This is a genomic window from Cryobacterium sp. Hh7 (genome assembly GCF_004403155.1).
In the GTDB taxonomy this organism is placed as follows: Bacteria; Actinomycetota; Actinomycetes; order Actinomycetales; family Microbacteriaceae; genus Cryobacterium; species Cryobacterium levicorallinum.
Genome location: NZ_SOHG01000009.1, coordinates 1 through 22,427, shown reverse-complemented (window position 1 = coordinate 22,427; position 22,427 = coordinate 1). Strand labels below are relative to the sequence as shown.

At 59.4% G+C, this 22,427-nt stretch carries 21 protein-coding genes, 1 tRNA gene and 1 pseudogene; 13 read left to right on the top strand and 10 right to left on the bottom strand.

What is annotated here, in order from left to right:
* Positions 1-93: 93 nt before the first annotated feature.
* The 4 genes from E3T43_RS01025 to E3T43_RS01010 form a co-directional block, all read right to left on the bottom strand.
* A complete protein-coding gene (locus E3T43_RS01025; RefSeq protein WP_241978754.1) occupies positions 94-1,128 on the bottom strand; it encodes a YhcG family protein in 1,035 nt (344 codons plus the stop codon).
* Positions 1,129-1,539: 411 nt separating this feature from the next.
* Entirely contained in the window at positions 1,540-2,646 is a 1,107-nt protein-coding gene (locus E3T43_RS01020; RefSeq protein ID WP_134470991.1) for a restriction endonuclease subunit S, read from the bottom strand.
* Between the two features lie 89 nt (positions 2,647-2,735).
* The gene (locus tag E3T43_RS01015; protein WP_134470999.1) at positions 2,736-4,313 is read right to left on the bottom strand and encodes a class I SAM-dependent DNA methyltransferase; all 1,578 of its coding nucleotides are present in this window, start codon (positions 4,311-4,313) and stop codon (positions 2,736-2,738) included.
* A 38-nt stretch (positions 4,314-4,351) separates the two neighbouring features.
* Positions 4,352-6,364, bottom strand: coding sequence for a hypothetical protein (locus tag E3T43_RS01010; protein ID WP_134470990.1), 2,013 nt, complete (start codon positions 6,362-6,364; stop codon positions 4,352-4,354).
* A gap of 262 nt (positions 6,365-6,626) precedes the next feature.
* Between E3T43_RS01010 and E3T43_RS01005 the strand changes: the two genes are divergently transcribed.
* Together E3T43_RS01005 and E3T43_RS00995 are read left to right on the top strand one after the other, a co-directional pair.
* Positions 6,627-7,706 (top strand): TM2 domain-containing protein, encoded by a 1,080-nt coding sequence (locus E3T43_RS01005; protein ID WP_134470989.1) that lies wholly within the window; start codon positions 6,627-6,629, stop codon positions 7,704-7,706.
* 425 nt (positions 7,707-8,131) lie between these two features.
* The gene (locus E3T43_RS00995) at positions 8,132-9,199 is read left to right on the top strand and encodes an NAD(P)-dependent alcohol dehydrogenase (protein ID WP_134470988.1); all 1,068 of its coding nucleotides are present in this window, start codon (positions 8,132-8,134) and stop codon (positions 9,197-9,199) included.
* Between the two features lie 179 nt (positions 9,200-9,378).
* Here the strand turns inward: E3T43_RS00995 and E3T43_RS00990 are convergent, their stop codons facing one another.
* The gene (locus E3T43_RS00990; protein WP_134470987.1) at positions 9,379-10,257 is read right to left on the bottom strand and encodes a helix-turn-helix transcriptional regulator; all 879 of its coding nucleotides are present in this window, start codon (positions 10,255-10,257) and stop codon (positions 9,379-9,381) included.
* A gap of 101 nt (positions 10,258-10,358) precedes the next feature.
* On the opposite strand from E3T43_RS00990, the gene E3T43_RS00985 reads away from it, so the two are divergent.
* Positions 10,359-11,378 carry an NYN domain-containing protein gene (locus E3T43_RS00985; RefSeq protein WP_241978753.1) on the top strand — a complete coding sequence of 340 codons (1,020 nt, stop codon included), beginning with the start codon at positions 10,359-10,361 and terminating at the stop codon, positions 11,376-11,378.
* A 91-nt stretch (positions 11,379-11,469) separates the two neighbouring features.
* Here the strand turns inward: E3T43_RS00985 and E3T43_RS00980 are convergent, their stop codons facing one another.
* Positions 11,470-12,231 (bottom strand): MOSC domain-containing protein, encoded by a 762-nt coding sequence (locus E3T43_RS00980; RefSeq protein ID WP_134470986.1) that lies wholly within the window; start codon positions 12,229-12,231, stop codon positions 11,470-11,472.
* Positions 12,232-12,531: 300 nt separating this feature from the next.
* Between E3T43_RS00980 and E3T43_RS00975 the strand changes: the two genes are divergently transcribed.
* Positions 12,532-12,605: transfer RNA gene (locus tag E3T43_RS00975), tRNA-Pro, on the top strand.
* 99 nt (positions 12,606-12,704) lie between these two features.
* Here the strand turns inward: E3T43_RS00975 and E3T43_RS00970 are convergent.
* On the bottom strand, positions 12,705-13,907 hold the full coding sequence (locus E3T43_RS00970) for a site-specific integrase (protein ID WP_134470985.1): 1,203 nt from the start codon (positions 13,905-13,907) through the stop codon (positions 12,705-12,707).
* A gap of 46 nt (positions 13,908-13,953) precedes the next feature.
* On the opposite strand from E3T43_RS00970, the gene E3T43_RS00965 reads away from it, so the two are divergent.
* From E3T43_RS00965 to E3T43_RS00930, 8 genes are all read left to right on the top strand, one after another.
* A complete protein-coding gene (locus E3T43_RS00965; RefSeq protein WP_198414283.1) occupies positions 13,954-14,166 on the top strand; it encodes an AlpA family transcriptional regulator in 213 nt (70 codons plus the stop codon).
* Positions 14,167-14,472: 306 nt separating this feature from the next.
* Entirely contained in the window at positions 14,473-15,177 is a 705-nt protein-coding gene (locus E3T43_RS00960) for a helix-turn-helix domain-containing protein (RefSeq protein ID WP_134470984.1), read from the top strand.
* A 344-nt stretch (positions 15,178-15,521) separates the two neighbouring features.
* Positions 15,522-15,776 carry a hypothetical protein gene (locus E3T43_RS00955; RefSeq protein WP_134470983.1) on the top strand — a complete coding sequence of 85 codons (255 nt, stop codon included), beginning with the start codon at positions 15,522-15,524 and terminating at the stop codon, positions 15,774-15,776.
* A 2-nt stretch (positions 15,777-15,778) separates the two neighbouring features.
* Entirely contained in the window at positions 15,779-16,081 is a 303-nt protein-coding gene (locus tag E3T43_RS00950; RefSeq protein WP_134470982.1) for a hypothetical protein, read from the top strand.
* 1 nt (position 16,082) lies between these two features.
* Positions 16,083-16,532, top strand: a complete 450-nt coding sequence (locus E3T43_RS00945) for a hypothetical protein (RefSeq protein WP_134470981.1) — start codon at positions 16,083-16,085, stop codon at positions 16,530-16,532.
* A gap of 3 nt (positions 16,533-16,535) precedes the next feature.
* Positions 16,536-16,982, top strand: coding sequence for a hypothetical protein (locus E3T43_RS00940; RefSeq protein WP_134470980.1), 447 nt, complete (start codon positions 16,536-16,538; stop codon positions 16,980-16,982).
* Positions 16,983-17,029: 47 nt separating this feature from the next.
* The gene (locus E3T43_RS00935; protein WP_134470979.1) at positions 17,030-17,449 is read left to right on the top strand and encodes a hypothetical protein; all 420 of its coding nucleotides are present in this window, start codon (positions 17,030-17,032) and stop codon (positions 17,447-17,449) included.
* Between the two features lie 263 nt (positions 17,450-17,712).
* Positions 17,713-18,291 (top strand): recombinase family protein, encoded by a 579-nt coding sequence (locus E3T43_RS00930; protein WP_134470978.1) that lies wholly within the window; start codon positions 17,713-17,715, stop codon positions 18,289-18,291.
* Between the two features lie 77 nt (positions 18,292-18,368).
* Here the strand turns inward: E3T43_RS00930 and E3T43_RS00925 are convergent, their stop codons facing one another.
* The 3 genes from E3T43_RS00925 to E3T43_RS19010 form a co-directional block, all read right to left on the bottom strand.
* Positions 18,369-18,995 (bottom strand): hypothetical protein, encoded by a 627-nt coding sequence (locus E3T43_RS00925; RefSeq protein ID WP_134470977.1) that lies wholly within the window; start codon positions 18,993-18,995, stop codon positions 18,369-18,371.
* Between the two features lie 598 nt (positions 18,996-19,593).
* Entirely contained in the window at positions 19,594-20,199 is a 606-nt protein-coding gene (locus E3T43_RS00920; protein WP_134470976.1) for a hypothetical protein, read from the bottom strand.
* Positions 20,200-20,860: 661 nt separating this feature from the next.
* A complete protein-coding gene (locus tag E3T43_RS19010; RefSeq protein ID WP_198414282.1) occupies positions 20,861-21,811 on the bottom strand; it encodes a hypothetical protein in 951 nt (316 codons plus the stop codon).
* Positions 21,812-21,901: 90 nt separating this feature from the next.
* Here E3T43_RS19010 and E3T43_RS00910 point away from each other — a divergent pair.
* A pseudogene (locus tag E3T43_RS00910) lies at positions 21,902-22,390 on the top strand (transposase); the annotation flags it as partial.
* Positions 22,391-22,427 lie beyond the last annotated feature (37 nt).

The window sequence follows — 22,427 nt, the reverse complement described above, 5'->3', positions numbered from 1 at the left end:
TCGCTTATTCTCACCAGAGATCAAACTCTGACTATGACCGGCTGCGTTCCCACAAGACACGGGCCAGTCTGGTGGTCATTTTTAGTGGTTTGTTCAATCGTGGGCGTCCGGGGAAATCTCTTCACCGGCGAGCTCGGCTTCGATTGTCTCGATCGTCGGCAGGCTGGAAGCGAACTCTTCCGGCAGGGAGTCTGTGATGGCATCCTTCCACTCAGCCACGCCAATGGGCATCGAGGAACTTCGGAGCGCGTACTCAGCCACGACATTGTTCTTCGTCTTGCAGAGCAGCAGCCCAATGGTCGGCTTGTCGTCGGGGTGGGCAAGGAGATCGTCGACGGCGGCCATATACATGCCGAGCTGCCCCACGAAGCCGGGGTTGAAGGCCGTGGCCTTCAACTCGACGACGACATAGCAGCGCAACCGCAAGTGGTAGAAAAGGAGGTCGGCAAAGAACTCGTCGTCGCCGATCTCCAGACGAACCTGCTCGCCAACGAACGCGAAACCCTGCCCGAGCTCCAGCAGAAACTTCTGCACGTGCGTCACCAGCTGGGTCTCCAGCTCACGCTCGTTGCGCCGGTCGGTCATCGCGAGGAAATCGAAGACGTAGGGATCTTTGGTGGCCTGCTGGGCCAGGTCGGAATCTGCCGGCGGAAGTGTCGCCGCGAAGTTGGTGATTGCTTTGCCCGAGCGTTCATGGAGCCGAGTGTCAATCTGGTGCACCAGAATATCGCGAGACCAGCCGTTTTCGATGGCTGCCGCCGCGTACCAAAGGCGCGTAGCCGGGTCGCCCAACTTCTCGAGTAGTGCGATCTGGTGATACCAGGGCAATCTTGCAAGCGAGCCTTGCAAGATTGAAGACTCGGGCCAAGCCGCGGCGAAACTCTTCATGTACCTGAGGTTGCGTGGAGAATACCCTTTCGTTCCGAGAAATTGACCGCGGATGTCTGCCGATAGTCTGAGCACGACGCGCGTCCCCCAGCCTTCTTGGGCTTCACGGTAGATAAGGTCTGCACCGATTGCCCAGTACGTGGCAAGCAATTCTGAATTGACCGCCGCGATCGCCCGCGAACGCCCAGCAGCAACGCGTCCGGCGACGGAGGCGAGCAGGTCGGGGTACCACTCGGGCATAGAAATTCGGTCAGGCGTGCTGGGAAACGATGCGCGGTTCGTCTCATTCGCTTCTGCATCTGTCGAGTCGTACTTGGAGCTCATGATCCAATCTCCTCAAATCGATCTGTTGCGACAAGATCCTCCTGCCGATTCGCAACCACAGTTCGTACGTCTAGTTGAGGCTCTATGAAAATAGTGGCAGGCACCACCGACATGCAGGTTTGCGCGCCTCGCGCTTCACGAGGCCATGTCATGACCGTCGCGACCCCCATTGATTGAGCCCCCGAACGACGTAACCATCCCGCTGATCGAGCCTGCCGAGATCGCAATGCGCATGACGGTGGCTGCGATCCCAACGCGGGTCGCGCTGGTCGATGGAGATCTCGGCAAGCTCGATCAACGGATGGGGGCGAGCCCTCAGGGCGTTCATCAGAGCACGCCCGCGAGCGTCTGCTCGGCGTCTTTGACGCGCAGCTTGCCCGACATGAGCTGCGGGAGGAGCGCGTCGCGGGTTGCGGCGAGCTGAACATTCTCCGTCAGGGCACTCTGAATGACCCGCCGTAGCGGTCTGATTCGGGAGTTGAACAACGTAATGCCCTCACGATTTGGCAGAAACATATCCGTCGCTACGATCACTTTGGCATTCATGTTCATCTGTACCGATCCCTGCATGGCGCCTTCGGAGTAGTTCCGATACTCGTCTGACCGCAAGAAGTAGTAGATGAAGAGGGCATCCTCTGGGTCTTTGGCTTTTAGCCGGACCAAGTAGGAGGCAAAAACCGCCTCCGGATCGCCCTCATCGATAAAAGCCGCTTTGCCGGGGTCCGCCATCCGTGCAACGAGTATGTCGCCTTCCCGCACCCGATACTTGGCTAAGTCTGCAGCTCCAAGCGAGCAATTTGGTGTTGAGAACCAAGTGATCCAGGGCCGTTTATTTATATCCGTCACACGCAGAAATTTCGGCCCCGGTTCCGAATGCGCCGATGTCGTGAATCCGTATTGCGTCGTGACAAGTTCGTCCAAGGGGTGGCGGTCACCTCGCATCGCCTGAAACGAAGAATAGGTCAGGGCGGCCAGTTCCGCCGTCGTCTCGGCCAGTTGAGTATTGGCGGCGATCTTGTCATCGAGCGCGCCAAGAACGTCCGAGATCCCCCACTGCACTTCAATTGCTGGAAAGGGGACAGACAAACGACTCAAGTCCGAACCACGGATACCCGCAGCAGCGACCTGCTGAACAATTGTTTGAACCGAAAGACGACCCTGAATGGAGTTGAAATAGTAATAGTAGAAGGCAGGGCAGGCCATGATTTTATCCAGCCGAACCCGAATTAGGTGACTCTCCCATGTTCGAGGTCCATCTGCGGGAAGCACTAGAACGCATTTCCCGGCGCCCTCAAAGGTCAGTGACTGGCGTGCAAACAGCAGGTCGCCATCTTCTAAGAGCGCCGAAGAAAGCTCTCGTTCGGATAACGGAGCAAGCTCACATTCCTGGTTTGAGATTCGTTCGAAGGCGAAAATCTCCTTCATGTTGACCATGGGGATTCCGCTGCCCCTTTCACTCCTTGAGTAGCTGACACCATTTTTAAGCGGGGTAGAGAAGAGACTGGAAAAGGGGACAGTCTGAGTCACGAGATACGACCAAGCTGTTGGCGCACAACGGCGGCGAGACGCTCGGACTCGTCGAACTGGGCGAAGAGTTCGGCGCTCAACCGAGCGATCTTTTCCTCGATCGGCTCGGCATCCTCTTCGGCCTCGGCGGCACCAACGTAACGCCCAGGGGTCAGCGCGTAGTCCGCGGCTTTGATCTCGGCGAGTGACGCGGAGTAGGCGAAGCCGGGCTCGTCTGCGTAGACGAGCGAAGCATCCGCTGCCGAAGGCGTGCCGCGCCAGGCGTGATAGGTGCCGGTGATCTTGGCGATGTCGTCGTCGCTCAGGGCGCGCTCGGCGCGGTCGACCATGGTGCCGAGGTTGCGGGCGTCGATGAAGAGCACCTGGCCGGTGCGGTCAATCGAGCCCTTCTCGCCCGCGGTCTTGTCCTTGGCGAAGAACCAGGTGCAGACCGGAATTCCGGTGCTGCGAAACAGTTGCGTGGGCAGGGCGACCATGCAGGTGACAAGATCGGCCTCCACCAGCTGGGCGCGAATCTCGCCCTCGCCGCCGGAGTTGGACGACATCGACCCGTTGGCCATGACCACGCCGGCGCTGCCGCCGGGGCTCAGCTTGGAGATGATGTGCTGAATCCAGGCGTAGTTGGCGTTGCCGGCGGGCGGCACGCCGTAGCGCCAGCGGGGATCCTGCTCGTTTCGAGCCCAGTCCTTGATGTTGAATGGCGGGTTGGCGAGGATGTAGTCGGCCTGCATGTCGGGGTGCTGGTCGCGGGCGAAGGTGTCGCCCCAGCGGCTGGCGAGGTTGCCGTTGAGCCCGTGAATGGCGAGGTTCATCTTGGCCATGCGCCAGGTGCGCTCGTTCAGCTCCTGGCCGAAGACCGAGAGCTCCGATCCCTCTTTATGGTGGTTCTCGAGAAACTTCTCGGCCTGCACGAACATGCCGCCCGAGCCGCAGCACGGGTCGTAGACGCGGCCGCGGGTGGGCTCGAGCATCTCCACCAGCACCCGCACGACGCCGGCCGGGGTGTAGAACTCGCCGCCACGCTTGCCCTCCGCCTTGGCGAACTTCTCCAAAAAGTACTCGTAGACCTCGCCGAGCAGATCGCGGGCCTTGGTCGATCCTTCGCCGGTGAACCGTGCGGAGTTGAACAGGTCGAGCAGTTCTCCGAGCCGGCGCTGGTCGACGCCGTCGCGGTTGTAGATGCGTGGCAGCGTGGCCGCGAGGGTGGGGTTGGCGACCATGATGAGGTCCATGGCCTCGTCGATGAGCTGGCCCACCTGCTTGAACGGCTCGCCGACCGCACCTGCGATGCCCTTGGCATTTTCGGCGATGTAGATCCAGCGGGCGGGCGCCGGCACCCAGAACACGCGGCGGCCGGTGTATTCGTCGACGTCGTCGATGAGCTGGCCGATCTGGTCCTCGTCGAGGCCGTCGGCGGCGAGCTCGGTGCGAATCTGCTCGCGCCGCTCGTCGAAGGAGTCACTGACGTATTTGAGGAACACAAGGCCGAGAATGACGTCTTTGTACTGGGAGGCGTCCATGGAGCCGCGCAGCTTGTCGGCGGCCTTCCACAGCGTGTCCTTCAGTTCTTTCATGGTCGACGGCAGTGCGGCGGCTTTGGTCTTCGGTGCCACTAGGTGGTTCCTTTCGAGAGTGCTTCGGAAGCGATGGTGATGGTGCCAGCGGTGACGCCTGCCATGAGCAAATCGGTGAGCTCGTCGAGTTGCCCGAGCCGATCAAGCGCCTGCTTCTGTTCCCACCGTAGCGATGTGAGAGCGTCGGCGAGCGCTTGCCGCTGGTTCAGGGCCACTTGGCGCACCGGCCAGGCCCGCCATCGGCGGTGACCCGGCGGCATTGCCTGGATGTCGGCGGCGAGTACCGCATCGAGCAGACCATTCGGGTCGGCCTGCTCGATGCGAAGAATGCGGGCCGGAAAGAGCACGACCGAGGTACCTTCCGTGTCGACCACCGCTGCCGGCCGGGGCGAGGTGGCGAACACCACGTCGCCCGGCTCGGTCACGCGGCCAGACGAGTACGCGGCCGCGAACCTCAGTCGGTCGATGCTTCGGTGGCCGAGCTGTGAAGGGTTTGCGACTTCGGCCGGGCCGATCAAGCGGATGCCGGCGGCTTCCGCTGCGCCCTCTATCACGTCGTCACTGACATCCTCGGCGGCGATGCGATTGCCCGGAATGTAGTGCAGGTGCCCGGCCGTCAGCAGCTCCTGCACGGTCGAGGTCGAGGCTATTTCGCTCGCGGGTTCGACTACCACGTCGGCCTCGAGCTTGGCCGCGAGCCGGTCTATGGACACGGCGAGTGCCGCGGCGGGCTGATCGCGTGCCGGGATTACGGTGCTCACCCCCGCCACGAGTGAGCGGCGACTGGCGAGCAGGCTGCGGGTGAGCACGAGTCGGGCAAAGCGAAAGGCGTGGGCGCGCACCATGCGCTGGCTGCCGAGCGAGGCGGCGAGGTCGCTGACGAGATCGTCGATGGCGGCGTCACCGAGCGGCGTCGCAACGAGGTCGGCGACCATGGCGTAGCGATCGGCGAGGGCGACCTCGGCGTGGGCGGCACCGAGCACCCAGAGCGCCTGCAACTGCTGCGGTTTGCCAGTCAGCAGCCCGGCGGGCAGACGCACGATGGCGCGCACTCGGCCGGAACGCAAGAGAGAGGAGCGCAGCTCGTCGGCTTCGCGGCTGAGGCCGGTGTCGCTGAGCACCGCTGACGGAGCCAGAACCACGGCCAGCTGTTCATCGGTCATCTGCAGCACGCTCTGCTCGATATCAGAGAGAATCTGCACCGGCGTCATCGTGGGCCGGGCGGCCGAGGGGTATTGCGCCACGTGCACGGCGGCGCCGGTCACGCTGAAGGCGCCGGACGGCAGAACCTGCAGCTCGGTGCGCACGATTCCGTGCACCATTAGGCGGCGGCGCTGCAGCCGGGCGGTGGGGCTGTCGACGTTCGCTGTCATCACCGGCACCTCGCCCTGGTGGATGGCGATGAGCAGGTCGCTCGCGCTACCCGTGGGGTCGACGAGCACGGAATCAGCGGGCTGAGTGAGTCGCAGCGCGGTGACGGTCTCGGCCATGAGGTCAAGGGCTTCACGGCTGAGGGACAGGTCGCCCTCGTCGGCGAGGTTGCGCTTGAACCGGTCGGTGAGCATCCGTTCGAAGGCGGGCGTTGGGCCGAAAGCAGCCTCGACCAGGGCGTCGACGTAGGCGGCCAGGGTGGGCAGGGTATCGCCGAGGGCTTCGATCTCGCGGAGCAGCAGGTCGTCGTCGGGGTCGTGCTCGTCGGCCAGGTCGACCAGCTCGGCTTCGGTAAGGGTACTGAGCGCGTGATCGCACGCCGCGCGCAGGGTGAGCAGGGCGGTGACGCCACGGAAGGTTTGTTCGTCGTGCGCGTCGGGTACAGCGTAGGCAGCGGCATCCGCTGCGGCGTCACGGTTGTTGCCGCGGCCGGTTGCGCTGAGCCAGCTGCCCACCTGGTCGGCGTTGAAGAGGTCGACGCCGCGCTGTCGGCTGACCGGCGTGGGGAAGGGTGTGTTGGTGGCTGCGGAGCGGCTGCGCCAGACGGAGACGACCGGGCGTTGCACGTGGGCGAGGCCGGCGATGTCGGACATGGTCATCAGCAGTGCGGTGTCGGTCATTGCGTTCCCTTCTCGTGGGTTCAGGTTAGGGCAAATTCGTGGCGTTTAAGTTGATTTGTTGATAACCCCTGTTATCGGTGTTCTGTGCGCCAAGAACGTGGCGCTGCAATAACTTGTTCCTGTGCCCGCCGCAGTCGGCTGGCACCAGCAGGTGAGGATCGGCCGTTGTCATTGGGGGGAATGGCCGCTCCTCACTTGCCCCTCGTAGCTTCACCCCCACTTCACGCAGTTTCACGCACCATCACCAGCAAAGGACGTCAGAATGACTACCAGCCAGCGCCCCGTTCCGACCGGCGTACCGACCACCCAGCAGGAACAATTTCTGCTTCCCGCACCCCCGATTCAGGCGGTCACCATGCCCAACCCGCCGATCTCGCAGAAATCGTTTATGGCCACCTGGCTGTTTTCTTGGCTGCTCGGCATCTTCGCCGTTGACCGTTTCTACCTCGGCAAGATCGGTACCGGCCTCTTGAAGCTGGTGACCTTCGGCGGGTTGGGGATCTGGTGGCTCGTCGACCTCATTCTCGTGCTGGTCGGTGCCCAGCGCGACAAACACGGCCTCACACTCGCCGGCTACGGCCAGTTCAAGAAGGTCGCCTGGATTGTCACCGGCGCGGTGACCGTGCTGTCGATGATCGTGTCCGGTATCAACGCGGGTAATGGGCCGAGTGAGAGTCCGGCCGCTGTGGCGCCGGCCGCCGCAGTCGCCGATGCGGCGGACGCGCCGGTCGTTGACGAGCCGGTGGTTCTGGAGGAGCCGGTCGTTGAAGCGGCGCCCGTCGACACCGTGCAGTCCTGGGCCGACGACGCCTTCGGCACGTTCGAGGTCGTCTCGCAGACCGGCTTCGGCGATAACCTCGTCACCCTGCCCGCCGGTGCCACCGCGGGGATCGTCACCGCGACCCACGACGGGAGCAGCAATTTCTCGATTTCCGTTCTCGACGCTGCGAATGCATCCACTGGGCAACTGCTCGTGAACACGATTGGTGCCTACAACGGCACGACCGAGTACGGCTTCAGTTCCTTCGGTGAGGACGCGACGCTGCAGATCACCGCCGATGGCAACTGGAGTCTGACCATCGCGCCGATCTCTGCGGCACCCGTGCTCGCGGCATCCGGTGCCGGCGACGGCGTGTTTCTCTACGACGGCTCAGCCGGCAAGCTCACGGCGACCCACGACGGCTCGAGCAACTTTGCCATCATCGAGGAAACCGACGAGCTCTTCAGCATGGGGCTGCTCGTGAACGAGATCGGGCCCTACTCGGGAACCGTGCCGCTTAGCTCCGGCCCATCGGCCATCGTCGTCAGCGCCGACGGCAACTGGACGCTGCTGGCCGAATAGCTGACGGCCGTCGCGTGGCACGTGTTTGAGAAGTTGGCACTGGTGTGAACACCTGCCGGCGTCTCAAACACGTGCCGCGGTCGTTTACGATCGGTCCGACCAGATCAGCGGGGGTCGTTTCGAGAACGGGACGCCTGAAGTCCTTCTGCGGCAGCGGGCTGTACGGCAGCACCTCGATCGCGCCAAGGGTCTCCGCAACCTGCTCAAGCACTCGCGTGATCGACGACTGGTCCTGCTACTCCCGGCCGGTGCACGGTGAAGGCGTCGCGAAAGCGGATGCCCTGGGTAGGTCAGACAGTGCCATGCTGCGGCCTCGACGGTGTCGGTGGAGCGGCGTAATGTTTTACGAGCGGATGTCACCGCCGACACGTGCCACGGCACGGGGTTCCCCCGCATTCCACCACCGGTACCGAAAGAACTTTTCTATGACGACCACCGTTCCTGCCCTCGCCGCTCCCGCGGCCAACGCGCCCCTCGCTCGCACCACCATCGAGTTGCGCACCCCCGGCGCTCACGACGTCGCGATCGACATCAAGTTCGCCGGCATCTGCCACTCCGACATCCACCAGGCACGCGACGAATGGGATACCGGGCTGTTCCCGATGGTTCCCGGCCACGAGATCGCCGGCATCGTCTCGGCCATCGGCAGCGGCGTCACCCGATACCAGGTGGGCGACCGCGTCGGCGTTGGCTGCTTCGTTGACTCCTGCCGCGAGTGCGCCAACTGCCTCGCCGGCGAAGAGCAGTACTGCCTGAAGGGCGAGGTCGGCACGTACAACGACCGCAACCACGACGGCACCCCCACCAACGGTGGCTACAGCACCGCGATCGTCGTCGACGAGAACTACGTGCTCGGCATCCCAGACGGCATCGAGCTCTCCGAGGCCGCTCCCCTGCTCTGCGCCGGCATCACGCTGTTCTCCCCCCTCACGAACTGGAAGGCCGGCCCCGGCAAGAAGGTTGCCATCCTCGGCATGGGCGGCCTCGGACACATGGGCGTGAAGATCGCCCACGCGCTCGGCGCCGAGGTCACCGTGCTCAGCCAGACCCTGAGCAAGAAGGAAGACGGCCTGCGTTTCGGCGCAGATCACTACTACGCCACCAGTGACCCGACCACCTTCACCGAGCTCGAGAACCACTTCGACCTCATCGTGAACACCGTCGCGGCCAACCTCGACCTGGAGGGCTACCTGAAGCTGCTCGCCCTCAACGGCACGCTCGTGCACGTCGGAATCCCCACCGAGCCCGACAGCGTGAAAATGTTCTGGCTCGCCGCCCAGCGTCGCTCCATCGCCGCCTCCAAGATCGGTGGCATCCGCCAGACCCAGGAAATGCTCGACTTCTGTGCCGCCCACGGAATCGGCGCCGACATTGAGATCATCTCGGTCGATCAGGTGAACGAAGCATACGAGCGTGTTATCCGCAGCGACGTGCGCTACCGTTTCGTTATCGACGTTGCCACGTTTGCGAATGAGACCCGCGTCGACGCGTAGGCGCACCGACCGGCGCGGCATAAGCCTCGCCGGTCGATAAAAAACCCAGGCACGAACCGCCCCGGGCCGCAGATTTCAACGCGGCCCGGGGCATCCGTCATCAAGGAACTCCGCGCCGAGGAGCGCACCCGTCTCGAGGCACCGTACCTGCCGCGAATGCCCGGAGGGTTCTAAAAGCGTCAGCGAAGGGACTTGAGCGCGGCGGCATCCGTTTGATCGGTACGCCACGAGGCCAAAATGCGCAGGGCGTCGTTCGAGGCGGACCCGGGTTGCGTGCTGTAGACGAAGAGTTGTTGGTCGGGTTCGCCCGGAACCGGGAAGGTTTCGTAGTCCACGTCGACCCGGCCAACGATCGGGTGCATGAAACGCTTCACTCCGAACGTGCACTCCCACACCCGGTGTTGACTCCACGAGGCGCGAAATTCGTCGCTCTTGACGGTCAACTCGCCGATCAGCTCGTTGAGTGCCCGGTCGTTCGGGTGAGATCGCGCGTCGTGGCGGAGCATGGCCGCCACGTCGCGGGCCACAATGTCCCAGTCCAGGTACAGGGTGCGTGCCGCCGGGTCGAGGAATGTCCATCTGGCCATGCTGCGCCCGAGCCCCACGCCCTGCGTGAAGTCCTTCAGCAAAAGCTTGGCGAGGTCGTTCATGGCCAGCACGTCCATGCCAACGCCGAGCACGAACGCCGGCTGCGCGGGGAACGAGTCCATGATGGTGCGCACTGACGGCCGAATCGTGTTGGAGCGCCGCCGTTGCTGTATACGTCCACCGGTCGACGCCGACAACAGCGAGAACAGATAGGTGCGCTCCGCCTCATTCAGGTGCAGTACCTCGGCGAGCGCATTGACAACCGCATCGGATGCCTGCGTCACCCGGCCCTGTTCCATGCGCGCGTAGTAGTCAACGCTCACGCCGGCGAGCCCAGCCACTTCATCACGGCGCAGTCCGGGCACTCGCCGGGCCGCCGCAAGCGGGTTGATAGGAAGCCCGACATCGGCGGGCGTTAGCCGAGCCCTGGCCGAGCGCAAAAAATCAGCGAGGGTATCTTTGTCGTCCATCCCTCCAGTATCTCTCGACTGCTTGACCGCGCACCGAGTTGCCCCCTACCCGCAGCGCAGCGCAGACTATACCTACCGGATCGCAACTGAGTCTTCCGCCTGTGGCTAAGGAGCTCACCATCACTGAACCGAACGACGCCCGCGTCGGCCTTTATATCGACTTCGACAACATCGTCATCTCGCGCTATCAGCAGCTGCACGGGCGCAATGCCTTTCAGCGCGACGGCATCCGCGATTTCAACAAGTCTTCAGCGGATGCCGACCCCGAGATCGCCGCACGGCTCGCCGCCGCGACCGTTGACTTCAACGCCATCATCGACTTTGCGGCGTCCTTCGGAACTTTGGTCGTCAATCGTGCCTACGCCGACTGGTCGGTTCCGGTCAATGCAAGCTACCAGCGCCAGCTCATGTCCCGAGCGGTGGACCTGACCCAGCTGTTCACCACGACCACCCGCGGAACCAAGAACGGTGCGGACATCCGTTTGGCCGTGGATGTGGTTGAAGACCTCTTTCGGCTGCCCGATCTGACCCATGTGATCATCATCGCCGGCGATTCCGACTACATCGCGCTCGCCCAGAAGTCGAAGCGGCTGGGTCGCTTCGTGGTGGGCATCGGCGTCGCGGGCTCGACGAGCACCTCGCTGGCGGCGGCGTGCGACGAGTTTGAAGACTACGACTCGCTGCCCGGAATCGGCAAAGCCACCGCGACAGTTGTGGAGAGGCCCAAGTCCAGCAGGCGGGCGCCCGAACCCGCCGAAATTGCACCCGACCCGGCCCCCATCGCGGCCCGCAAGTTCACCACGATTCCCATGTTCTCGCACACCGATGACGCACAATTCGACGAGCCCGAAGCCGAAGACATCGACCCGCAGACCCTGGCCACGGAACTCCTCGTGCGTGCGCTGCAGATCGGTCATGCCAAGGGCGACGACGACGAATGGCTCAACACGGGCACCGTCAAGAACCAGATGCGCCGCATGGACCCGTCCTTCAACGAGAAGCCGCTCGGCTTTCGCTCCTTCACCGATTTTCTCTCGTCGCGCAGCGACCTGGCCGAGCTGAAAGAGGATGGCCCGCAGCGGCTGATCCGGCTGCGTCCGGACGCAGAAATCCAACGCTGAGCCACGCCCGCCCTGACCAGCCTCCGGAAGTCAACCGGAGGCTGGGGCCGACAGTCTCCCGGCGTCGCAAGGACCTGACCAGCGGGTCTGCTCAGTGGGGTGGTACGACCCGCACGTGGTCGCCGACCGACACGGTTCCCGGACGGATCACCTCGGCATAAACGCCAAACATGATGTCGCTCGCCTGCAGCCGGTAGTTGGCGAGTGTTTTCAACAGGTGGGTGCCGCGAGCGCCGGTGTCGGGGTCAATGTCGATGACCGCGCACCGGGGAATGCCGCCTTTCACGAGGATTCGCACTCCCCCGAGCTCGAGTTCGTGGCCAGCCCAGGAGTCTTCCACGTGCGCGTCGGCGTCGCCGGTGTCAATGGTGAAAGTGCCGCGGAATCGGCGCGTATCGACCACTGTTTGCGATTCGCCGGCCAACCGGGCCAGGGAACTCGACGTGGTGATCGTGACGGAGTCGCCGTACACCACGGATCCCGTGACAGCGCTCCGCGCGAGGGTGACGCTGCGCCCCAGCAGCCGGGAGAATTCAGTGGCCCACGGCCCCTCGATCACCTGCATGGCGGTGGATCGACCCCAGTAGTCCAGGTCGAGATACTCGTCCGTCATTTCGGGTTCCGCCGCAACTCGGCGGCTATCAAACGCGACGGCTAGCACGCCGTCAGCCCAGCGAGCCTCGCACCTCACCAGAAGCGGATGCTCAACCGTCTTTAGAATGGTGCCGGTGTTTCGATCGACGACGGCGAATTCGCGGTCACCGATGGGACCGTCGACCGCGAGCGAAACGGTCTCACGTGGCTGGTGGCGACCACCTTTGAGGGGCGACAGCCCGATCTCTCGAATGTGCATGATGCCGTTCAGCCTAGCGAGCAGCTTGGTTGTGCACGAGGTGAACCCGCATCCGTCATGACTACATTTTCGTAGCAAGGCCGCCTACTCCAAGGCCGCACCCAGCGCGAACTGGCTGCCGATTTGAGAGCCAGCCAGCGGTACGTCTACGAAATGAAAACCGGCAAGCCGACAAACCGCGACGGCACCACGTGCTTCCCAGCCGTCGCCCCATGTGTTCTTGGGCGCTCTCAGAAAGCGGTAAGCTCTTACAGTTGTCTTCCGCAGGTTTTGATCGTTGAAATCGTGTTGTGGAAGCGGCGGGCTGTGGCGCAGCTTGGTAGCGCACTTGACTGGGGGTCAAGGGGTCGCAGGTTCGAATCCTGTCAGCCCGACATTTAGCCCCGGAATCACGCGGAAGTAGCGTGGTCCGGGGCTTTGTTGTTTCTGGATCAGTCAGGATTTGGTCAGGATGACCACAAACGCACCGCTGGTCAGGATCCAAACTGACTCAGTGCCCGAGTGCGCTTGTCCCCCACAGCATCTGTAACTTCATCGAGTTTGTCAGGCCATAGGTGCCCATAGGTGTCCAGCGTCTCCGTAGCGCTCGCGTGCCCCAGCATGGTCTGAACGACCTTCACATCTGCACCCGCGCTGATCGCCATGCTCGCCGCCGTGTGCCTGAGACTGTGCGGGGTAATGTCGCGCTTCTTGAAGTCGGTTCCATCGAGTGCTTTAGTCCACACACGAGTGCGCCAGTTATTCGGGTCGAGGGGTCCACCCCGAGGTGCCCGAAACAGGTAGGCATCGTCTGGTTGGTCAACTATCAGAGGCTTCAAAGCGTCAATAAGAAAATCGTGCAGAGGGACCGTTCGAGACTTGCCCGTTTTGGGTGTGCCAAACACAGCACGCCCATTTTCGGTGGTCCACGTCTGAGAAATCAGCGCTCGCCGCGTATCAACGTTCACGCTTCCTACTGTCAACGCGAGCGCCTCCCCAATTCTCGCTCCCGTGTAGGCCAGGAACAGCACGAGTGCTCTGTCACTCCCGTTCTCATCCACGTTGTAGACGGCATCAGCAAGGTCTTCCACCTCCTTGAAACCCAAGTACACCTTGGACTTTTCCACGGGCTTGGGCAGCTCCACACCACTCGCGGGATTCTTCAGAATGTAGTCATGTCCCATCGCATACTGAAAGGCTCCAGAGACAAACGTGATCAAATGCTTTATCGAGTTCGCAGCGAGTGCACCAGCGACTTTTTCGGAACCATCCCGGTACCGGTGAGGAGCGGTCCCGTTGAGTAGCATCCCTACCCACTCCTCAACCTCAAGTCGCTTGATTTCGCCTATCGGTCGAGTGCCCCACTGAGGGAGAATCCACGTCTTGAGTTCACGTTCAGCTCGATCTCTGGTACTACCTTTGATCCGAACCTTGGAGTCTAGATAGGCGCGAGAGAGAACGTCGAACGTCTTTTGTCCGTGCTCTGGGGCAAGGTAAACACCAGCCCGCATGTCATTCTCAACCTTGGTGCTGAACTCCTCAGCTCCCCCAGCTCCAGCCCTTTTTTTGAAGCTCTTCGACTTTTCCAGTCGAGTATTCGGATCCATCCAGACGACTCGCCACCGTAAACCTTTACCGTCGCTCGGTGACGGCAAGTTGCCTTTGATTCTCCACCGGTCATCGATCCAAGCCTTCACGAGTGATCGCCTTTCATAACGTCAAAGTCATCCGTATAACAAAAATATGAGACAGCAGACAACAGTTGCACAGGCCACCGACAAGCCCATCATGCGCCCCGCCGAGGTAGCCGAATTACTCGGGCGCACAACAGCGGCGCTGGCACAGATGCGCTACCGAGGGAGCGGCCCCGCCTTCATCAAGACTGGCGGTCTGGTTCGGTATCGTCGTGCAACCGTCGAGAGCTGGCTTCAGGATGGCGAGCGCTCCCACACATGAGGCCACGGCGAGCGCACCAGCGCCACCAGTTGGCAGGGACCAGCATGGGGCCGCACATCAGCGCTTAGCGACTCAAGCTCAGGGAGAGAACGCGGTATTTCGAGTTAGCTCCAAAGTGAAGCCAATAACAGATATCGTTTAGGAGAATTCCTCGCACGGGAATTACGACCACTTAGACAGTTATCTAGTCCGAGGTCCAGTAGAGCACAGATCCACGGTTGAGCATCCGCTCCTGTGTGGCAGCTCCTACAAACGAAGAACCCGTTACCGACTTTCGCACGTCCGGTAACGGGTGAGGTTTACTTCATGGTCACTCTATCAAACTTCATTCCTGTTGTGCAGGTAAGTCCTGTACACACTCCATCAGCCGAACTTTCCCAAGGGGTACAAACTAACCTAGACGTTAGGCAAGGCGGTAACACCACCAAGTCTAAAAACTATACCCCTGAGGGTATACAAACTAACCTAGACTTCCCCCATAGACAACAAGGCTTTAGATTTCCTTTTCCTAGACCACATGTTGATTTCAACAAACAGATCTACAGATACCTCCTCAGGGAGGGTCTAAAAGAATTGAATTCTAGATTCCACTCAGAAATTGGACATGAAATCCCATCACTTGAAGATCTATCTACTCAGTTTCTAGAAATCATTCATGAAAAGGGATCCAAGCACATTCATCCGGACCTAGACACGGATGGGCTGGAAGATCCTACCGGGATTACCTACAGCAACGCGGAGCGCATAGCCAATAATGCAGCGCTGGCAGTCCTTGATTACTGGGATGAGAGTTACATTCCCAAGAAACGCGCTGAGGGCCGCAAGGGCGGCTTGACCAGCAAGCGACCGCCCAAGTACACACAGGACGATCTACACCGCACACAGGGGCTGTCGAAGGCTCAGGCGGCTCTGTTGCTGGGGTGCAGTGAGTCCACAATCTCGAACCTGAGACGACAGCAAAATGCAGGACATCCGGTAGCACCAACCGCCCACAAGGTGCATTTCGAATAGTGCGAATGGCCTCCGCACTAAAACGGTCGATGGTATAGAGCATGAGTGTAAGCCTGAGTGCAAGAAATGCAGTGGGCCGCCCTTGCCGGGTATGTTCATCCGGCGAGCGCCGCCAAATCGAGAAAATGCTCTCAGAGGGTGCGGGAGTATCGGGAGTTTCGACACGGTACAGCATTAGCCCCTCTTCCCTTTATCGCCATATAGCTGCACATCTCGCTCCAGCTATCCGGGATTCACTCAGAGGTTCAGACACGCTCGACACCGCATCGATATTAGGCAGAATCCAAAATATCGCAGATGACGCTCTAAGCGCTCGCCGTAACGCTTTAGCCACAGGATCACCCTTGACCGCTCTAAAGGCCGCAGAGACCGAACGTAAGGCTTTAGAGAGCCTGTCTGACCGCTACGGGATCGATTCTATGGAGACAATCGAACTACTCCAAGAATCGAAGAGGCTCTATAGGGGCATAGCGGGTTTCATTGAGACTCACCCTGAGCACGCATCACTCTTAATTTCAGAGGTTGAGAAGACATCTCCAGATTTCGCAGTAATACTTCGACAGGTCCAATTCAAGAACAACATCACGATAGAAGGTTAGAAATGGCTGATTCAACAGAATTACCCGTGCTCCCAGTGCAGCCCGGAGATTACATTCATTTTCTCGAAAGTGGGTACACAGTCCAGACATTCCCCGGAGCTGGGTTTGTTGCTGAAGTTGGTGACGAAGTTGTAGTGACTGCCGAAATGATCGCCGGTAGCTGGGACTCAGAGAATCATTCGTGGCTGGAGCTGGCAGGGGATGAATCCGCACAGCTCGCCCGATTCGGAAAGGTTCACTTTGCCATTGGCCGGGTACCAGCAGATGTGACCGCACGTGCAGACTTCCCACGAAAGAGAAAATGACATGACCGAGAACAAGCCAAACAACCTCGCGCCGATGAAAGCTGGAGACACGTTCCACTGTCTCCAGTCCGGACTGACGGTCAGCATCTCCTCTGGGGGTATTACCCGTGGCGCTGTCCTGATCAGATCTCAGAATGTTGTTCTCACAGCGGAGAGCATTCTTGAGAACCAGGATCGCAATGGAGACAGCTTTCTAGACTCCATTGACGACCCAGAGGCACAGATCAAGAGATGGGGCCGCGTCATGATTGGCCGGGGTGAATTCCCAGCCTCAGAGTCTGTTTTGATCCCCGGTTCACTGGAGCACATTGCAGAGCGTGAGCGCCGCCGAGTAGCTGCTTGGAAGATCCCCGACGAAGAGGTCAGAGCGATTGCCCTGCAAGCCGTACAGAAGGAATTCGGCTCTCCCAAAAGTGGGCAGATCTCAACAAAATATTTCGGGGGCTTCTAGAGAATGAATGACAACCGAGCAAGATCAATACTCTGGAGAGCCGCCGTTGCTGAGTGGCTGGGTGAAGAGTTGGAGATGCAGAAATTCATCACCCCCCGGCCCTACCTCCTTAAGATCAAGAACCTGCCCGATGATTTCGAGCAGGGAATGGTGTGGGGATTGGGTAGCGGCGGTAGCGGCATTGATGTGCTCCTGAACGCTCGCACCGACCTGAAATGGGAAGTTTCGAACCAAGTAGATCGCAGCCGCACTGAAGCGGAGCTTGACAACAAGACTCTATATTTCAGTCTTCAGAAACGCTCGAAAAAGGTGTTTGCTGATCCCGCCGACAGTTTGGTGTTCACAGACGGGCACTGCCTCTTAGAGGTGCTGAAGAGACTCCGCAAGCTTGCAGCCTACGAAAAGGCAGAGGCAGCAGCACAGGCAGCAGAACGATTAGAGGCCAGTTAGTTCCAACGGCGATTGCACGTTAGCCTCAGAGCGATGATGGGGGAATCGTGAGAAGATTTGTGTTTTGCGCAGTAGCCGTTCTTTTACTAGCGGGATGCGCGTCGGAACCGGAGCCGGAGGCGGTCCGTGAACCGACACCAACTCCAACAGTAGAAGTCTCCGCCAATCAGGAAGCATGCGCTTCGTTTGGTGAGGTATCTGTAGATCTTGCTGAGGTGATAGTCAATCCTCCAACCGACATGACAGCGGTCGAAGCGACCGACGGCATGCTCGAAAGGATTGATTCGGCTTATCTCCTAGCTTCAGGTGACGTGGCAACTCGGTTACAAAGGCTCATGGACGAGATTCCAGAGCAGGGAATGTTCTGGCTGATTGTTGACGACACAGACTACCTAGCGAATGTCGGCTCAGTCGCCCGAGCTTGCGAAGCTGATGGTGCCGAGATGAGAATTGTCTCTTGGGGATGACCGTCGAGTTCCATGGTGAGTTTTCTCGTTGTCCGTTTCTCGCACAGCTTCACCTGATTTTGTAGATTTGCTTCTGAGCCTCCAAAACCCGCAGGGAGGCTCTTTTCGTACCGTCTGAGGACTGTCTCATTAGCTTGGAAAAGCGACACTTCGGGAAGTGACCGAGAACGGGCTGCATGTGACCTCAAATCTGTTTCAAAAATATGTACGAAACAAGACTGTTTCACTTGTTTTAGTGCGCCGACTTATGCAACACTTGACCTATGGCAAACACGAGCAACACCACAGTCTTCGGGTACATCCGAGTTTCAACGAAAAAGCAATCCACGGACCAGCAGATCGATGCACTCATTGCAGCAGGTGTCCCCGCTGAGAACATCTACGGTGATGTGATCTCAGGAGCGAAATGGGACAGGGATGGACTCGACCAACTGAAGAGGAACCTCCGCAAGGATGACACTCTTGTTGTCGTAGCTCTCGACAGACTGGGGCGGTCTCTGTCTGAGATGGTCAAGCTTCTTGAATTCCTTGTCAACAAGGGTGTCAAGCTCCGCACCCTCCGTGAGGGGATCGACCTTTCTACCCCGACAGGTCGAATGATTGCGGGTATCTTCGCCTCTCTCGCTGAGTATGAGCGAGCACTCATCATTGAGCGTGCAGAAGTCGCACGTGAGGCAGCCCGTGCACGTGGCAAGCAGATAGGTCGCACCCCCAAACTGACCGCTGAGCAGATCGCCGATGCAACGACGCTCTTAGCATCCGGTAAGAGTCGCGTATCTGTGGCAAAGAGCATGAATATCTCACGCGCCACGCTCTACCGGGCTGTACCCATCCACATGTGATCGTAGGCAGCTAACGCCCGAACAGAATCGCCCCAGCCACTTCTCAAAGGCTGGGGCGATTCTTGTTCACGCAGCAGTCAGGCTTTCACCAGGGACAACTGCAACCCCCGAGAGAGTGTGTCCAGTGCCGTTAAGACCGAGACCGCAAAGTAAACGATCTGACTTTTCAACACACCTTCAGTCGTGCGGGCGACTCCTTCACGCGTCAGAACCCAGATAACGCTGTTTTGCACTCCCGTATCATCTCCGACGATGTGACCAGAGACTGTATTTCGAATCAATCTCAGGGTTTTGTTGAACTCAACACTGTCACGCATCTCTGCCATGTTCGCTTTGAACTCACGGACGGCGTCATTTATCTTGTCGTGGTCAAAGAGACCTGCACCTGAGTCATCCGGCAGGGTGCGCATGTTCTTGATCAAGGTTCCAATCATGCGCCCGACCGCTCCCTCCGCTTCCTCAAGGGTGAGCGCGAGAAACTTTTCAGCAGTCAAACGATTCTGAGGATCAACTAGGAGTGCACGCAGCATTACGCGCATGTCGAAATCCACAGTCAGAGTGAAGAAATGAAGTTGGGTGAATGCCTTGTAGATCTCGGAGTCCCGTTCCAACCCCAGTTTTACATTGCGAGCAGCTTGCTCCAGCGTTCGTTCTTGCTCTGGAAGCGTTGCGTTGAATCTCTCGATCAGTGCTTGTGACTGCATATTCGCTATCCCCAAATCATTCGATGTAATTCTGTAAAGGAGTCGTTGTGCTCCGGTCGGAAACACTACTCACACTTATTCAGCATGCAATTCGTTCGAAACGGAGGTCTGACATTTTCTGCATTCAATCGGCTCAGGTGTTGTAGACGGCATTCACGATGGTCACCAAAACGATGAACGGTGATGCAGCGAGGAGACACAGGCCGAGCACTACCCACTTGCTGACAGGTGGACTAGCGACCCATCCAGACGGAGCAGAGCCAGAAGCCAATGCCGGTAACCACACCAGAGGTCGTCTGAAGAAATAGAAGCGCTTGGTGAGACCCCAGCAGCGGCCACAGGTGCATTTCCAGACCGTGCCGAGTTTCAATTTCTCCACGTCTTCATACAGAGGTAAATCTAGGTATGGATTCGGTGGGCTGCACTCATGAGCAGGTGCAGGCGAATACGGAACATGGATGAATGACATTGTGAGCCGAGCTTAGCGAGACTGCTCAGTGGCCCTGTGCGCCCGTCTGAGGCGCTTTGGCGCTCGCCGGGTGCAACTCTCATAATGCTCGATCCCGTGCGCTTAAAATCTAATAGGAAAATTCCCAATTCACATTCCGGATCTAAAACTTAGGATCAGTATCGAGGCTAAGAGAAGCAACATGCCCACACTCATTGTGACATTCATTTCCTTTAAATCTGCGAGTTGACGTTCTCCCTTCGTGAGCTTGTTGCGTCCTGATAGTTCATGCACCGCCACGTCGATCAAAGGATTGGCAACCAGAAGACTCGGGGGTGAACCATCGAAGATGAGATCAATTTTGAACTGATCATTCTTTCGAAGAAGCTGTGGAGGGAACACTAGTTTTGTTCCTGCCAGCTCTCCTCGAAACCTGCTTCGCTGTTCTTTCGCGACACCTACAATCTCGTCCGTAAAATCAAATGACAGGCTCCTCTGTGCGTCGAACATGATGCTGGGAATATCTGCACGACTCTGCGATCTCAAAGTGAAGGTTGCAATGTAGGGCTGTTCCACGACCCTGCCGTCATAGGTGATAATCAGCTTGTCGTCGTGCAGGTTCATTAGACGTGAGACGGACAGCCCGTAAACCAAGGATCTTTTTGGGAACTGTCGGAAGTACGTTGATCGCGCGTACAAAATTGATGTGATTGCTACGCCAAGGCCGATGACGGCAAGCGTGATTCCCCAGTCCATTCGCTCAGGCTATCGGCTCACACTCCACTGGGGTGGACGCACTGAATGCCGCCATACCCCAACAACTCAATGGAATCATAGAGGCATTTGGATAAGCAGCAGGGACACAGTGAGCCTCTGCGCGGCCCTGTGTGCCTCTGTGTGGGCTTTTGGCGCTCGCCGGGCGCAACTCCTTTAATGCTCGATCCCATGCGCTTAAAATCCATCTTGTGAAGTGACGGGAACGATCAGAGTGTGTGTCAGTCAGGATTTAGTCAGGATGAAAATCAAATCAAGTGTTATTTTTCGTAGGTCTAATTTCTAGAAAATGACATTTTAAGACAACTTGATCAGGTGTTTAGCTGTCATGCGAGACTCAGCGTGAACAGGTGTAACCATATCAATTACTTCAAGGGGTCGCAGGTTCGAATCCTGTCAGCCCGACCAAAGGGCCGTTCGCGAAACTGTTCGCGAAACGGTCTGGTTGGAACAAAAAGAAATCGCTCCTGAGGATTCTCAGGAGCGATTTCTGGTTTAAGCGGTGTGCGCGTGGGGTTGTGATGGCGATTCGGTGGGCGAAGCCGACGAGCTGAAGGTTCTTTCCGTTTCGTGGCTCGTTGGATTGTTCTGAAGTGCGGGATGCTTGCCCTATCGGGCGGTGTTGTTCGCGCTGCGTACGCTGTTACTGGCGGAGAGGTGGCCCGCCGGTTTCATCGGTCAGCGCACCGCTCTTTCCTTTCTCCGGTCGCGCGACGCCGGGCGGATAGGTGTCGGTGTACGGGTTTCGCCACTCGCGGTCGCGACGTCGAATGATGGCGACCGTGGGTTCACCGAGAGCGTTTCGCTTGGCGTCTTCCTTGATTTTGTCACTCATGAACGCCGCAATTTTGCGTATGTTGAAGTTAGTCAGCAGCAGGGTGACGATGATTTGGGCGGCTCCGAATCCACGGAGTCGACGACGACCGGCCGATTCAATATCTTCTGTTCCGCCGGCTTTGACTTGGGCGTTGAGGGACTCGATGCTGTTGCGCGAGTGGGTGTGGAATTCGTCCCATTCTTTGGTGCCGTAGTCGAAGGCCTGTTGTTGGCGCCGCATCTTCGCTACCTCGAAAGACACGGAGTGCTGGCGGCAAATTTTGTCAGGAAAGTCGGGCACATCGTCCGGGTCAACCGCCGGACGCTCCTTGTCCACCACAGTCTGAGTGTTCAACAGCTCCCGTAGGGGGCATGTCACACTGGGGCATGGCCCAAGCGCCGGGCACCGCAATACCGTGCGTCCGCGCGCGTCAGGCTTCTCCTTCGCATGCAGTTGAAAAGCCTTGCGCTCCTTGATTCGCACATAGTAGGTCTCTTTGTCGAGGAGGCCGCTTAATTGGTCCTTCGTGGCATCGCGAAGCGGCTGGGGTGTTCCGGGGCAGTACGCCGCTCCCTCGATGTATTTTGCGCCGTGGTCGCCGCCCTGCACCCCCAGTCTGTCGACGCGATAGTCCGTCGAGGGTGTGAATCCTTCGTTGAATTCGGCGATGTCGGTCGGTGTGCCGATGCGTCCCGTTCCGGAGGACTCGATCATCGCGCGCATGATGTCGCCGTGTTCGCCGTTGAGTTCCTGCTGCCCCATCGGGGTCGAGATCACGCCCGGGCTGGAGGGTGTCAGATGGTCTGTGTAAGGGGTTGCGGATCTATTTGAAGGAGTGACACTAATGGTCATGACAGAACGAACNGGTTGCAGGCCGAGCTGACCGAGCACCTCGGCTATGACAAGGGCGACCCCGAAGCTAGGTTCTATGCGAATTCGCGAAATGGAACGTCAGCGAAGACGGTCGCGGCCGAGGTCGGCGATCTGGAGTTGGACATCCCGCGGGACCGGGACGGGAGCTTCACTCCCCGTTTGGTGCCCAAGGGTGAGCGGCGCCTCGGCGGCCTGGATGACATGATCATCTCGCTTTATGCCGGCGGGATGACGGTGCGCGATATCCAGCACCACTTGGTCTCAACGATCGGCACCGAACTGTCCCACGAGACGATCTCGAAGATCACCGACGCGGTCCTTGACGCGGTCCTGGAATGGCAGCGCCGCCCGCTGGAGGCGCTCTACCCGGTGATCTATCTGGACGCGCTGATCGTCAAAGTTCGGGACGGCGGGCACGTGCGTGAGCTGCCGCGGGGATTTCGGACAGCGGAATTAGTGGTTTCTTCTACGCTGCCAGGGCTGGCTTTTCATAACCGTAGTGCACTTCGTTAGGCCGTCG